The organism is Kordia zhangzhouensis, assembly GCF_001005305.1.
Lineage (GTDB): Bacteria > Bacteroidota > Bacteroidia > Flavobacteriales > Flavobacteriaceae > Kordia > Kordia zhangzhouensis.
Map to the genome: position 1 here is coordinate 299,055 of NZ_LBMH01000004.1, position 13,814 is coordinate 312,868.

8 protein-coding genes are annotated in these 13,814 nt (G+C 33.7%); all 8 read left to right on the top strand.

From position 1 onward, the window contains the following. Window position 1: 1 nt before the first annotated feature. The 8 genes from AA088_RS07940 to AA088_RS07975 all read left to right on the top strand — a co-directional run bounded on the left by AA088_RS07940 (window position 2) and on the right by AA088_RS07975 (window position 13,797). Window positions 2-1,432: a DUF1302 family protein gene (locus tag AA088_RS07940; RefSeq protein WP_046744420.1), complete on the top strand. Its 1,431-nt coding sequence runs from the start codon at window positions 2-4 to the stop codon at window positions 1,430-1,432. Window positions 1,433-1,515: 83 nt separating this feature from the next. Then, the gene (locus tag AA088_RS07945; RefSeq protein WP_162199675.1) at window positions 1,516-3,264 is read left to right on the top strand and encodes an aspartate aminotransferase family protein; all 1,749 of its coding nucleotides are present in this window, start codon (window positions 1,516-1,518) and stop codon (window positions 3,262-3,264) included. An 18-nt stretch (window positions 3,265-3,282) separates the two neighbouring features. After that, window positions 3,283-7,038, top strand: a complete 3,756-nt coding sequence (locus AA088_RS07950) for a beta-ketoacyl synthase N-terminal-like domain-containing protein (protein ID WP_046744421.1) — start codon at window positions 3,283-3,285, stop codon at window positions 7,036-7,038. A 47-nt stretch (window positions 7,039-7,085) separates the two neighbouring features. Next, a complete protein-coding gene (locus AA088_RS07955) occupies window positions 7,086-8,012 on the top strand; it encodes an NAD(P)-dependent alcohol dehydrogenase (protein WP_046744422.1) in 927 nt (308 codons plus the stop codon). A 95-nt stretch (window positions 8,013-8,107) separates the two neighbouring features. Continuing rightward, the gene (locus AA088_RS07960) at window positions 8,108-10,702 is read left to right on the top strand and encodes an efflux RND transporter permease subunit (protein ID WP_082106623.1); all 2,595 of its coding nucleotides are present in this window, start codon (window positions 8,108-8,110) and stop codon (window positions 10,700-10,702) included. Further along, window positions 10,689-11,597 (top strand): outer membrane lipoprotein-sorting protein, encoded by a 909-nt coding sequence (locus AA088_RS07965; RefSeq protein WP_046744424.1) that lies wholly within the window; start codon window positions 10,689-10,691, stop codon window positions 11,595-11,597. Before AA088_RS07960 ends, AA088_RS07965 begins: the two co-directional genes overlap by 14 nt. A gap of 92 nt (window positions 11,598-11,689) precedes the next feature. Then, window positions 11,690-12,952: a GMC family oxidoreductase N-terminal domain-containing protein gene (locus AA088_RS07970; RefSeq protein WP_046744425.1), complete on the top strand. Its 1,263-nt coding sequence runs from the start codon at window positions 11,690-11,692 to the stop codon at window positions 12,950-12,952. A 116-nt stretch (window positions 12,953-13,068) separates the two neighbouring features. Next, on the top strand, window positions 13,069-13,797 hold the full coding sequence (locus AA088_RS07975) for an START domain-containing protein (RefSeq protein ID WP_046744426.1): 729 nt from the start codon (window positions 13,069-13,071) through the stop codon (window positions 13,795-13,797). Window positions 13,798-13,814 lie beyond the last annotated feature (17 nt).

Consider the following 13,814-nt stretch of genomic DNA (forward strand, 5'->3'; position numbering starts at 1 on the left):
AATGATTAAATCATTCTTCTCACTAACAGTGTGTTTCTTACTATTTGCACACATAAGTTTTAGTCAAACACAACAACCTGAAAAGGAAAAAGATACCCTTTCACAAAAAAAATCTCAAGGAGGTATCAAATTAGATATGTTAGATGGTGACATGTTCGATACAGGAACCGAACGAGACACCATAACAGAGACAATAGAAGGCGATACAGAAACTAAAAAATCATTTTGGAACGAATACATATTTAGCCCTTCACGACTAGGGATTAGCTATGAGTTTACGTACAATTTTACTGATCCGACAGAAGTTATTAAAAACAGGTTTGCATTTCGTTTAGAATATTCAAAATTTCTATTCAACAATCTTTTTGTCCAGTTAGATACAAAATCGTTTGTCTTTATGGATGGCGATAGCCGAAGCAGACGTTTAAGCTACTACAATAATGACGATTTTGAAGAAGCAGACCTCGCTTTTGGGTCTATCACACGAAATGCTTTTGTACAGTATAGTTATAAGCAAAGTAGCATCAAAGTTGGATTACAAACATTGGCTTGGGGAGAATCAGATTTTGCCGCTATTACAGATGAAATCAATCCGTTTGATTTTAGAGATCCACTTAATTTGAACATTGATGAGTTGCGAGTTGGACAATTTATGATTGGGCTTAATTTTTACACCTCTATCGGAAACTTTAATACCTTTTTTGTACCGAATGCACGATTCAATCTATTTCCAAAAGAAGGGACTCGATTTTTTGAAGATTCTTTTGCAGGAACAAATATTGTAACTCAAGAAGTAGATAATGGAAAAAATTCTATTGAATATGGATTCCGTTGGAAAAAAGCTTTTAAGAAAAGTGATGTAAGCATAATTGTAACCAGTTTGATTGATAACAATCTTGTAAGAGAACAAGTAAATCCAAACTTGGTACAATTACATGAAAAAAGATTCACCACTGTTGGAATGAGCTTTAATTATGCTATCGGGAATCTATTGATTAGAGGAGAAAATGCAATCAAATTTCCTAGAGCATACAATACAGCTTCTTTAGGAATTATTGAACGAAATGCATTTGATACTTCGTTAGGTTTTGAATACGGTCCTAACAGCACGACCACATTTACGCTTGAATTAGTAAACAATCATGTCATCAATTGGACAAATGAAATAGTAGGGATTCCTAGAAACGATTTTACGGCGTTTTTTGTAGTGGTAAAAGAATTGATGAAAAATGATCTTTCACTGAATTATATAACAATGTATAATGGTCCTAATACTACATTTTTCAATCTTTTATCAGCAGCATACAAATTAAATGATAACATAACACTTTCTCTTGATGCGATTATTCCGATTACAAATGATGAGCAAAGTGCATTTTACCAATTTAGAGAACAACAACATTTAGCTTTCAAAGCTCAATTTTTGTTTTAAAAAAATCAACCAATAAAACTAACCAATTTCTACACTTGCAGTACATGCTGTGTTAGTGATGAAATCCATTAAATACAATGAATATGCAAACACTTGACACTGAAATAGCAGAGAAAATTATCTCGAAAAAGATTGAGAAGAAAGAAGCCATGCGCATCTTTGATGGTTTGTCAGAAACGGAAAAGCAACAACTTATTTCGCAGATAAAATCATTGACAGGCATTACAGATGTAACTAATGGAAATTTTTCTTCATCAAAAAGATTAAAACCTTTAGATCAAAGAGATCTAGAAGATCATCATAGAGAATTTATTCAAAAACTGACTGAGAAATACGAAAAATTTGTTCCAAAATCAAAAGCGAACGTACCGAAACATCACTTTCATTTTGTAGATCAGCGTCGTAATTTCCATTTAATCAAAGAAATCAAACAACTGCATTTCCAAGTTACTTACGAAAAAGCAGAAGGAGCTTATGTATATGATATTGATGGAAATAAATACATAGACATTTCGGGTGATATGGGAGTAAATATCTTCGGTCATAAAGCACCAATGATTGTTGATGCCGTGAAAGCAGCACTTGATCGTGGAATTCCACTAGCAGGATACTCTGAAACAATCCATAACGCAACTCAAATTATTAGTGAATTAACTGGGCATGATCGTGTGCTGTACACACAATCAGGGACAGAAGCGGTAATGGTTGCTACACGAATTGCGAGAGCAGCAACGAACCGAAAAAAGATTGCGTTATTTGAAGGAGCTTACCACGGACTTTCCGATGTTGTAATGGCAATGCGCGATATGCAAGGCAATAGTTTGGCAGCTGGACCAGGAATGTTACAAGAATTTGCAGATCAAATTATTGTATTGAAATATGGAGACGAAGAATCATTAGATATCATTGAAGCAAGAGCAGATGAAATAGCTGGTGTTTTAGTTGAGCCAGTACAATCGAGACACATATATAACAAACCGGTTGAATTTTTAAAAGAACTACGCAATATTACTATTGAAAAAGACATTCCTCTGATTTTTGACGAAATGATTACAGGATTCCGAGTAAGTCCAAAAGGAGCTCAAGGAATCTTCAATATAACACCAGACATTTCTACATATGGAAAAATTCCAGGAGGTGGATTGCCTACAGGATTAGTGGCTGGTTCTCAAAAATATATGGATTTAATTGATGGTGGAACTTGGGAATTCAATGATGATTCGATGCCAAAATCGAAAAGAGTTGGAATGGGAGGAACACATTCACAAAATCCATTAAAAGTAGCCTCTTCTTACGCAACAATGAAAGAAATTAAAAAGCGTTTGGAAAAAAGAGATAACTGTAACTACTATTCACATACATGCGAGTGTTTGTACTGCAAGCTCAATACACGCACCATGCGAATGGTGGAGGAACTAAATCAATATTTTGTAGAGCATAATTTGCCTATAACTATTGATTTTTTTGGTTCATTATTCCGTTTCAGATACATAGATAGTTACTGGGGAATTACTGAGGCATTAATGTTCATTTTAATGCGAATGAATGGAGTTGAAACAAATATTCAAGGAAACTGTTTCTTAACCACAGCACACACAGACGAAGATATTCGAAATGTTATCAATGCGGTAAAAAAGAGTTTACAAACACTTATGGATGAAGGATTCTTTTATGAAGCACCAGTGGAAGCTAAAAAAGAAGAAGCGGTCTTTGTAGAAACACCTAAGCCAGTAGAAAACAAAAGCATTTCAAAAATAGATCAGACTACCGATTCACAAATGCAAAAACTAAAAGATCTTTTAGTTAGAGATTTAAAAAGATTCAATCAATAAACAAAATACACCAACAAAGTGGCAGAATCAAACGTACTTACACAGGTAAAAAATATAGTTTCTAAAACGCTTAAGATTTCTCTAGAAAAACTAGATGTTGATGCAGACTTTGATAGTTTCGGGATAGATTCCATTATTGCAATGGAATTGATGTCAAACCTTTCAAAAGGCATGAATATATCTATTACGCCTGCACAATTTACAGAGGTAAATACCATCAAAGAACTTGCAGAAGCTATTGAAGAGTTGACTAATGAAAGCACTACGGTTTCAGAGATAGAAACTCCTGAAATTAGTAAAGAAGTAGCAACTCCTCGAGTTGAAAAACAATCAACACCTCAAGAGCCTGTAAGAAAAATTCGTAGACAACAACGACCAGTAGTTGCTCGAAAAAATGAGTCTTCTAACCGTATAGACATTCCACATAAAAATGTATTGGATAAAATTCAACAAGAATTTGCAATTGATCTTAGTTACCGCAAATTCAATACCATTGAAGATATCGCAGATACATTGATTAATAGTCATTTAGATGAACTATTAGCACATTACAATTTAGTAGATGAAATAATTGATGATTCTTCGTACGAAGAAGAAGTATATGTTGAAGAAACAAACTATTCGCAGGGCAAAATAGCTTTCGATGACATTGCCATTGTAGGAGTAAGTTGTAACTTTCCAGAAGCGCCTAATGCACAACAATACTGGGAAAATTTGATTGAACAAAAAAATAGTATCAAAGAAATTCCTGAAGATCGTTGGGATTGGAAAACACATTACTCAGCCACAAAACAAGAAGGAAAAACAAATTCCAAATGGGCAGCGTTAATTGATCACCACGATTGTTTTGATGCTAAATTCTTCAACATTGATGATGAAGAAGCCAAATTGATGGATCCGCAAGAACGTTTATTACTTCAAGAAGTGTATAAATCATTTCAAGATGCAGGAATCAATCCGAAAGAGCTTAAAGGAAGTAAAACAGGCATCTATACTAGTTATGAATATTCAGAGTACGAACATTACTTGCGAAATAATGTTGACAAGTTAAAAGTTGCCAACAAACCTTTCTTTTCGTCGTCTAGCCCAACGTATTATTTGTCTAATAGACTTTCTTTTCTATTCGATTTTCATGGGCCGAGTGAAACTTTCAATGTAAACTGTGCTGGTTCGGCTGTAGCTATAAACAGAGCGTATCAATCTTTACAAAATGGAGAAAGTGATGTAGCAATTGTAGGTGGCGTTTCACTAAATCTTTTTGCGGATGATTATATAGCACTATCAAAATATGACATGCTCTCCCCAGATGGTACTTGTGCTGTCTTTGATGATAAAGCAAATGGATTTACACGTGGAGAAGGAGCAGCGTCAGTAGTATTAAAACGACTTTCAGATGCAGAAAGAGACCAAAATAAGATTTATGGGGTTATCAAAAGTTGTCACCAAAACAATCGTGGAAACGCTCGATTTTTACAAGAAATTGATACCGAATCTATTACAAATGTAATTAGCAATTGTTTTGAAAATGCAGCCATTGACCCAACAGGTGTTCACTACATTGAAGTTGATGGATATGCAACAAAATGGGCAGATTCATTTGAGTATGAGGGAATTAAAAAGGTATTTGAAAATGCTCAAATCAATAAAAAGAGTTGTGCTTTAGGAAGTTTAAAAGGAAATATAGGAAACTTGGAATCGGTAAATGGATTAGCAAGTTTAATTAAGCTTGCACTTTCATTACATCATAAAAAATTCCCAGCAACAATTACAAAAAATACGGTAAATTCTTTTATAGATATCAATAATCCTAAGCATCCGCTTTATATAGCAGATAAAGAAATTCCATTTGAGTCCATTCGTAATGAAGACGATGCAATTATCAGAGCAGGAATCAATTCATTTGCTGATACAGGAGTGAATGTGCACATCTTATTAGAAGAATACACAAAATCTTATAGAAACTTAGCTTCGCATTCAACCGAACCACAATTATTTGTAATATCTGCGAAAGATCAAGATAAACTAATAGAAAGCGTTCAACATTACATTTCGTATTTATCAAATACGGAAGATATCATGTTTACCAATATGATATACACATTACAAACGGGACGTGAAGCTATGGAAGAACGTTTGGCAATCGTAGCGAATTCGCCTCAAGATTTGTTAAGTAAGTTAAATACGGTTAAAAGTGGTTTTCCAAAAGACAAAACTCAATTAGAAAAAAAGAGTATCTATTATGGAGCTGTAAAGCAAGCAGAAAACAATCCATTAATGGGAATCTTTACAGATGATATGACCAAAATGCTTATTCGTGATGGTGCTCAAAAAGATCACTTGCAAAAATTAGCAAACTTGTGGATTGCAGGTTTTGATGTGCCTTGGAAATCACTTTGGGAAGAAAAAAATATGCAGCCTATATCTTTGCCGTCTTATCCGTTTTACCAAACTAGATATTGGGCTGAAGTAACAGGAGAAGTAACACCTGTGGCTTTATCAATAACAAAAAAGGTTGAAAAAACTACAGACGCAAAACCAACTTTACAAGATGCTACCGAAAAAATAGCTCAAGAGAAGTTCTTTTACATTTCTGAAGAAGAACATAAAGAATATTCTTTGACAGCTATTGAAAAAATGGAACTCTATCTACAGCAGGAAATAGCATTGTTATTAAATATTTCTATCACAGAGGTAGACAAATCAAAAAACTTCTTAGAGTTAGGATTAAACTCTATAGATATAGGAACGTTTGTTTCCAATACAATGAACCTTTTAGGGGTAACAATGTCTCCAGCTATTATTTTTAATAACCCTGAAGTGAATAGCTTGGCTAGATATTTATGTGATATATTTCCTCAAAAAGTACAAAAAGTTCAAGTGACTAGTGATGAAAAATTAGCAATCACAAATGCTTCAGAAACTACCGTAGAGCAAGTTGAAGCAAAAGCCCTAATTCCTTTACAAACTAAAGGAAAAAAACGCCCAATTTTTGCAGTTTCACCAGGCGGAAACGGAACAACACTATCATTTCAACATTTGGTTCAAGCCTTAGGAACGAGTCAGCCGTTTTACGGATTAGAGCTAGTAATGAGTACGGAAGCATTACCAGAAGAGATTTCTATTGAAAAAATTGCTCAAGCAAATGTCGCAGAAATTCAAGAAGTACAGCCAAAAGGACCGTATCGTATTATGGGACTTTCTAATGGAGGAATGATTGCTTTTGAAATAGTTAAGATACTCACTCAAAAAGGAGAAAAAGTAGAATTGCTAGGTTTCTTAGATTGCTTTTCACCTTCACAAAAGTTAATTGATATGGTTGATGAAATTGTTGGTGTTTTCAATGGAAAATTTGCGGCTAATTCTGATGAAAAATTAGCAATAGATGTTGAAAAACTAAAAGCGATGTCTGAAGAAGATCGTTTTGATTATCTCTATGAAGTAATTACAAAACAAGGATTTACCATTCCAAAAGCTCAATTTGAAACAACATACAAAATAGCTCGTGCTATGGATATGAGTTGTAGAGCATATCATCCAGAGAAGCTAACAAATACAGTTAATACAGTACTCTTTAGAGCGACTGATGGTTATATGGAAGGGTATGAAAATCTTTCTGAAGACTATGGTTGGAATGCACTTCTAGCAAAACCAGTAACTATTGAATCTATAAAGGCAGATCATTTTTCTATTACTGATGAATCATCAAGTGCAATCATCGCAAAAAAAATCAATGAAGTGCTAAAAAAAGCGACACCCAAAAAAGTGAATTCATAAGTGATAAGTAGAATTAATTATCATTCAAAAACACGCAAAATTCATTTATGAAAGCAGTAGTTATTACGGAGTACGGTCCGCCAGAAGTTCTACAGATTAAAAACATTGAAAAACCAACACCAAAAGCAGATGAAGTATTAATTAAAGTACATGCAACGACTGCTCATGCGGGTGATTCTCGTATTCGTAGATCGAGTCCTTTTATTGTAGTTCGCTTATTATTTGGCTTTTTGAAACCTAAAAAAAATCTTATACCAGGAATAGAACTTTCGGGAATTATTGAAGAAGTAGGATCAAAAGTGACACATTTCAAAAAAGGAGATGAAGTTTTTGGACTTACGGGATTGCGATTAGGAGCATATGCTGAATATTGCTGTATACGTGAAAAAGTAAAAGATGGTACGCAAGAACGTAAAGGAATCATCAAAAAAATACCCAATAACTTAACGCTAGATGAATCATCGGTTGTAGCTTCTGGAGCACTGACTGCTTTGAAAAATCTACAAAAAGGAAAAGTACAAAAAGGAACTAGCATTCTCATCAATGGAGGTTCTGGAAGTTTAGGAACGTATGCAATTCAACTAGCAAAATACTATGGGGCAGAAGTAACGGCTGTGTGTAGTGGTAAAAATGAAGCATTGGTTCGATCTATCGGAGCAGATCATGTTATTGATTATACGCAAGAGGACTTTACCCAAACAGGGAAAAAATATGATGTAGTATATGATGCCGTAATGAAATCTACACGCTTTAAGTGCAAAAAAATATTAAAACCGAAAGGAATCTATCTTAATAACTATTGGCTTTCTAGTATTAAACAATCTGATATGGAAACCATTCATGCATTAATAGAAAAAAACGAACTCAAACCAATTATAGACAGAACCTATACTATTGACAATGTAGTAGAAGCTCATAAATACCTTGATACAGAGCGAAAAAAAGGAAATGTCATCATACAAATACACAAGTAAATAGTAATGTCAGTGTAATGTATACTTATGTAAATGCTGACACAAATAACCAATAGTAACTAATCAAAAATCAATAATCTACTAAAACCAATTTTATGAAGAATATACTTAATCCCGTATCGCGCTTCATTAGTAAAATTCCAGAAAAAGTCTTAAAAAGAAAGTGGCTTTACTTAGGATTTTTCATAGCAGCGACCGTTTTCCTGATTATGAATCTTGGCAATTTAAAAATGGACATGACCATTGAAGGATGGATTCAAGATGATGATCCAACAAAAATTGCGTTCAATGAATATCATGCTCAATTTGGAAGTGAAGATGGAGTATATATTGTTTACAAACCTAAAGATGGTGATGTTTTTTCTGAAAAATCACTACAAACGGTAAAGTCAATTCAAGAAGATCTACTCAACTACAAAGAAACTCTGAGAATAGGTCAGAAATCTGCATTAGATCACATTGTAAAAGTCAATACTGTTGTAAATGCACGTGTATTAACAGCCGAAAATGACTTTTTGTATGCACGTCCGTTAGTGGGAGAACATGTTCCTGAAAGTCAAGCAGAACGAAACGAATTAAGAGAAATAGCGAAAGGAGAAAAACAATTTCCATTACAGTACTTCTCAGAAGATATGAAGTATGGTGGAATTTACATTGAAACCAATTTTGGTGCAATTCCATTAGATGAAGAAGAGGTAAAAGTAGACGATTTAGTATTAGATACAGATACTGATTTAACGCTTGAAGAAACTGTAACTGATACAGCAACACCACGTTTTAAGCCAACAGATCAGGCAGATTACTTAAAACTTAACGAGGCAATCAATGAAATTTTAAGCAAGCCAGAATACGCTGAGCATTTCGAATACTATGCTGTAGGAAATACTCCAGCAGCTGAATATGACTTGTTGATGGTTGATGAAATGGGGAATTTGTACATGGCTGCATTATTAATCATGATTGTATTGTTATGGTATTTCTTCCGAAGATTTTCAGCAGTTACATGGTCGTTAACAATTGTAATTCTTAGTACCATTTGGACCTTAGGAATTTCTGCATTATTAGGACTAACTATTACAGGATTCTTAATACTTACGATTTTATTAATACTTACGGTTGGTATTGCGGATTCCGTACATATCATGTCAGGATATTCATTTTTACGAAATACAAACGTTGATCACAAAACATCCTTAAAAACGATTTATGGAACTGTGGGTACAGCATTATTACTAACGGCTACCACAAATATGGTAGGTATCATTGCGTTAAATATTACACCTGTGGTGCCAATTCAGACCTTTGCTATCATGTCTACTCTAGGAATTTCGTTAGCGTTCTTATTTACAATTTTCCTATTACCAATATTAATGGACATATGGAAACCTTGGAAAAAAGGAGACGAGTCAGATAAATCATCTGGAAGTTTGTTATCGCGTATATTCCCAAATTTTGCAGTGATTATGCAACGCATTTTAGACAAGGTGGTTCCTTTGGTAGAAAAAAGACCAGTTCCAATCTTAGTAATTTTCTTCGGAATCATCGCTTTTTGTATTTACGGAGCAACGATGGTTACAGTAAACTCTAACATGTTAGATCAATATCCGGAGGATTCTAAGTTTAGAGAAAATGTTGAGATTGCAGATAACAAAATGATGGGAGCTTATAGTATGGTAGTCTTTTTAGATTTAGGAAAAGAAAATGCTTTTAAAGATCCTAAAGTGTTAAAATCTATGGATGAATTACAACGTAAGTTTGAGGAAAAATATGAAAAATACGTAGTAATGACTTCTTCATTGGCAGATGTAGCCAAAGATGCTTATAAAAAACTAAATGAAGGAAAAGATGAAAACTACATCATTCCAGAAGATCCGCAAGTACTTTCACAAACCTTGTTCATGTTTAACAATGCAAGTCCAGAAGATCGTAAAAGATTAGTGGGAGACAATTATCAAAAAGCAAACATAAAAATTTCACTACACAATTACGGATCATACGAATACAGCAAGGTATTTGAAAATATGCAATCAGACATTGCAACAATGGTAAACAACTTAAAACAAAACTACAGTGAAGCAACTGTATCAATTACAGGAATCTTTGCTTTAGCAATGCAAACCGCAGATTACTTAACCAAAAACGAAGTAAACAGTTTCGGAATCGCATTAGTTGCTATTTGTTTGATTCTTTTAATAGTTTTTGGATCGGCAAAAGTGGGTGCTGCAGCAATGTTTCCAAATTTATTACCAGCAATTTTAACTTTCGGATTGCTTGGTATACTTGGAATTCCGCTAGATTTTTACACAATGATGCTCGCTCCAATCATAATTGGTATATCTGTTGATGATACAGTAACGTTTATTACGCAGTATCGTCATGAAGTAATAAAAGATGGAAATATAAAAAGAGCCTTACGTTACACTATGAAAGAAGCAGGACAAGCCTTATTATTCACGTCATTAGTCTTAGGACTTGGTTTCGGAATCATGTCTGTTGCCGCAGCAGCAGGAACTTCCAACATGGGAAGATTTGGATTCATCGCAATCATGGCAGGATTAATGTGTGACTTATTCTTTTTACCAGCTTTAATCATTGTTTTCAAACTAAACTTTGGCGCCAACAAACAATCACCAGACGACAAAGAAGAAACAGTAACTAATTTAAAAGAACAAATTCATGAAGCCGTTTAAAAAAAGTATTCAACTTATTTTACTAGTATCGTCTCTTTTCTTTATAGGAAATGCCAATGCGCAAAGTCCTAAAGAGATTATGGTAAAAGTAGATAGTGTTGAAAATTTCACGTACAATTCGTCTATTCGTAAATTTCAATTTACATCGTGTAGATATGATATTTCTGGTGGAAAATTACGTTGTAAAACGAAACCGCGTCAAGTGGTAGTAGAAAATATTCACAAAGACTATTTGGTAGGACCAAAAAAGAAAGATGCCAAATCGTTAGATATGATTATTTCTCCAATTGCCGATAAAGGAACTAATATGTTGGTATGGAAAAAAGCAGATCAAGACGATAATGATTTCTGGTTATACTTGCCAGCATTAGGAAAAGTAAAGCGAATAGCTTCTAGTAATGAAGGAGGAGAAACAGGAAGCGTTTTTGGAACCGAATTCTCTATTGAAGATGTATCTCCTAGAAAAATAAAAGACTATACATACAAGTTACTTGGGGAAGATACATTCAACAATCGACCAGTTTGGATAATTGAATCAACACCTACAGAAGCACGCTCTAAGAAAACGTTCTATAGCAAAGTAATAAGTTATGTAGATAAAGAACGTTATGTGATTTTAAAGGATGAATTATACAATCGAACAGGGAAACTATTCAAGCAATTAATTACTAAAAAAGTAGATCGAATTGATGGAGTTTGGATAGTTACTAAATCTTCTATGATTAATTTACTATCGCGAAGAATCACAAATTATGATGTATTGTCAATCGATTTTAACTTAGAAATTGATGATGAATTCTTTACGCAAAGAGCTATGACTGATTTTGCTTATAGAGAAAAGAAAATGAATGAATATCGTACATCACTTAAAGATATCGATTCGGGCAATAAATAATTTTGCAAAACTTACTTTTTAGATAAGCACGTTATAAATGATGATTATATCAATAAATAATGTGCTTATCATAACTTCTTTACAAACCGACCATGACCCAACTACATTCAGAAACATACTATGATGCTATCATCGTAGGCTCAGGAACGTGTGGTGCTACACTAGCTAGAGAGTTAGCCAAACAACAAAAAAAGGTATTAATTCTGGAAAAAGGAGCAACAGTGCCTTTAAAAGAAACTTTACCAGGAATAGCTCCATTACTGAACGAAGTAAAGGTTACAGAAAAGTTAAAGGATATGCGTGCGATTACGACAGGTGGAACAACAGCTTTCTATTTTGGAGTAGCGGCAACACCACCATTAGAAACATTTTCGTCGTTAGGTATGGATCTTTCTAAAGCATACAAAGAAGTTCAAAATGAATTACCTATTAACTATCTACCAGATGAATATTTTGGTCCGCAATCACTCAAACTTAGAGAAAGTGCTTTAGATCTTGGCCATGATTGGGAAAAACAACCCATGTTGGTAGATCTTGACAAATGTACCTCTGGATATTCGTATGAAGCCAAATGGAAGGCAAAAAGTTTTGTAGAAGAAGCGGTAGAAAACGGAGCTACATTACTTGAAAAAGTAGAAGTTACGAACGTCATTTTTGAAAATAATAAAGCAGTAGGCGTTGCGTATAAGGAAAAAAAGAAGTCAAACATACATAAAGTGTATGGGGAAAAAATCATACTAGCAGCAGGAATTTTAGCGTCGCCTGTAATTCTTCAAAAAAGTGGTATGAAAAACGTAGGAAATCATGGATTTTATGTAGATCCTAATAGAGTGTACTTCGGATTGATTCCCAAATTAGGATCCACCAATAATTTTGTTGGAGCTATGGAAACAAAGTTAGAAGATGATATCTTCTTAGGAGACGCCAATGTTCCAAAGCTATTTTATCAATTATTAATGATTTCGATGTTGAAGTTTAGGCATCTTTTTTCTTTTTCAAAAAGTATAGGAATCGGTGTAAAAGTACATGATCCGATGAGCGGAAGTGTTTCTGAAGATGGACAATATCGTAAAAAAATCTCAGAAGATGTTCTTGCCAAACTAGATAAAGGAGGAAAAGAAGCAATCAAGATTTTACAAAATGCCGGAGCTAAACATATTGTAAAAAGCCCTGTGAATGTTACAAGTACAGGCGGACTATTAAAAATCAATGAACATGTAAATAGCAATTTAGAAACACAGTTTAAAAATTTATATGTATGTGATCGTTCTGTTTTGCCTGATACGTTCAGAAAACCACCTACACTAACACTTGTTTGTATGGCAAAATATTTATCCGATAAACTGTGGGCATAATTCAAATTCATTTCATAAAAAAAGTTTACCAAAAATAAATTACACCAAAAATTTTAAAGCTTTACAGCTTACAATCAATAAAATAAAACAATAACTAATCAAAATTATCAACTAACATGGAAAACGAAAACAAACCTGCAAAGCCCAAAAAATGGAAAAGAGTTTTAAAACGCATTGGAATTGGTCTTATCTCATTAATTGCTATATTATATCTTTATAATTGGTATTGGGTAAACTCTGGTTCAAATCAATGGGAACTTGAAAGAGATGAAGATGGAGTACAAGTATATTCCTTAAAAGTTCCAGGAGATAATGTTGTAAAGTATAGAAGTATCATCAAAGGAAACTATACACTCAGCCAGTTAGCAGCTCCTCATTTATTAGATCACAATCTTGAAACTTGTAAAGAATGGTTTGAAAATTGTGTAGGTTGTAAAATTATTCAACCTTGGGATTCTATTCGTCATTATGATATATCGTTATGGACATTAGAGTTTCCATCACCATTTCAACCAAGAGAATTATTAATTAATACATCAGTAACGCAAGACGAAAATAAAGTAGTTACTATTGATGTAACAAGCGTTCCTAATGCTGTTGAGCATAATGAAGGTAAAATTCGTGTAGAACGTATGCACAATGTGTGGCAATTTACACCGCTTGGAAATGGAGTGGTACAATGTCAACTTACACAAGATATTTCACTTGGAGGATTTTTTCCACAATTCTTAATGAACATGGCTGGGAAAGATGCAAACTTTGAGTTCATGCAAAAAGAACTTCCTAAATTCTTACAAAAAGAAAAATACAAAAACGCTTCATTCCCTTTCATTGAAGAACAATAAAATTATAACAGGATATT

Coding starts and splice junctions, on each gene's coding strand:
- AA088_RS07940 (WP_046744420.1), top strand. CDS start 2: ATGATTAAATCATTCTTCTCACTAACAGTGTGTTTCTTACTATTTGCA.
- AA088_RS07945 (WP_162199675.1), top strand. CDS start 1,516: ATGCAAACACTTGACACTGAAATAGCAGAGAAAATTATCTCGAAAAAG.
- AA088_RS07955 (WP_046744422.1), top strand. CDS start 7,086: ATGAAAGCAGTAGTTATTACGGAGTACGGTCCGCCAGAAGTTCTACAG.
- AA088_RS07960 (WP_082106623.1), top strand. CDS start 8,108: ATGAAGAATATACTTAATCCCGTATCGCGCTTCATTAGTAAAATTCCA.
- AA088_RS07965 (WP_046744424.1), top strand. CDS start 10,689: ATGAAGCCGTTTAAAAAAAGTATTCAACTTATTTTACTAGTATCGTCT.
- AA088_RS07970 (WP_046744425.1), top strand. CDS start 11,690: ATGACCCAACTACATTCAGAAACATACTATGATGCTATCATCGTAGGC.
- AA088_RS07975 (WP_046744426.1), top strand. CDS start 13,069: ATGGAAAACGAAAACAAACCTGCAAAGCCCAAAAAATGGAAAAGAGTT.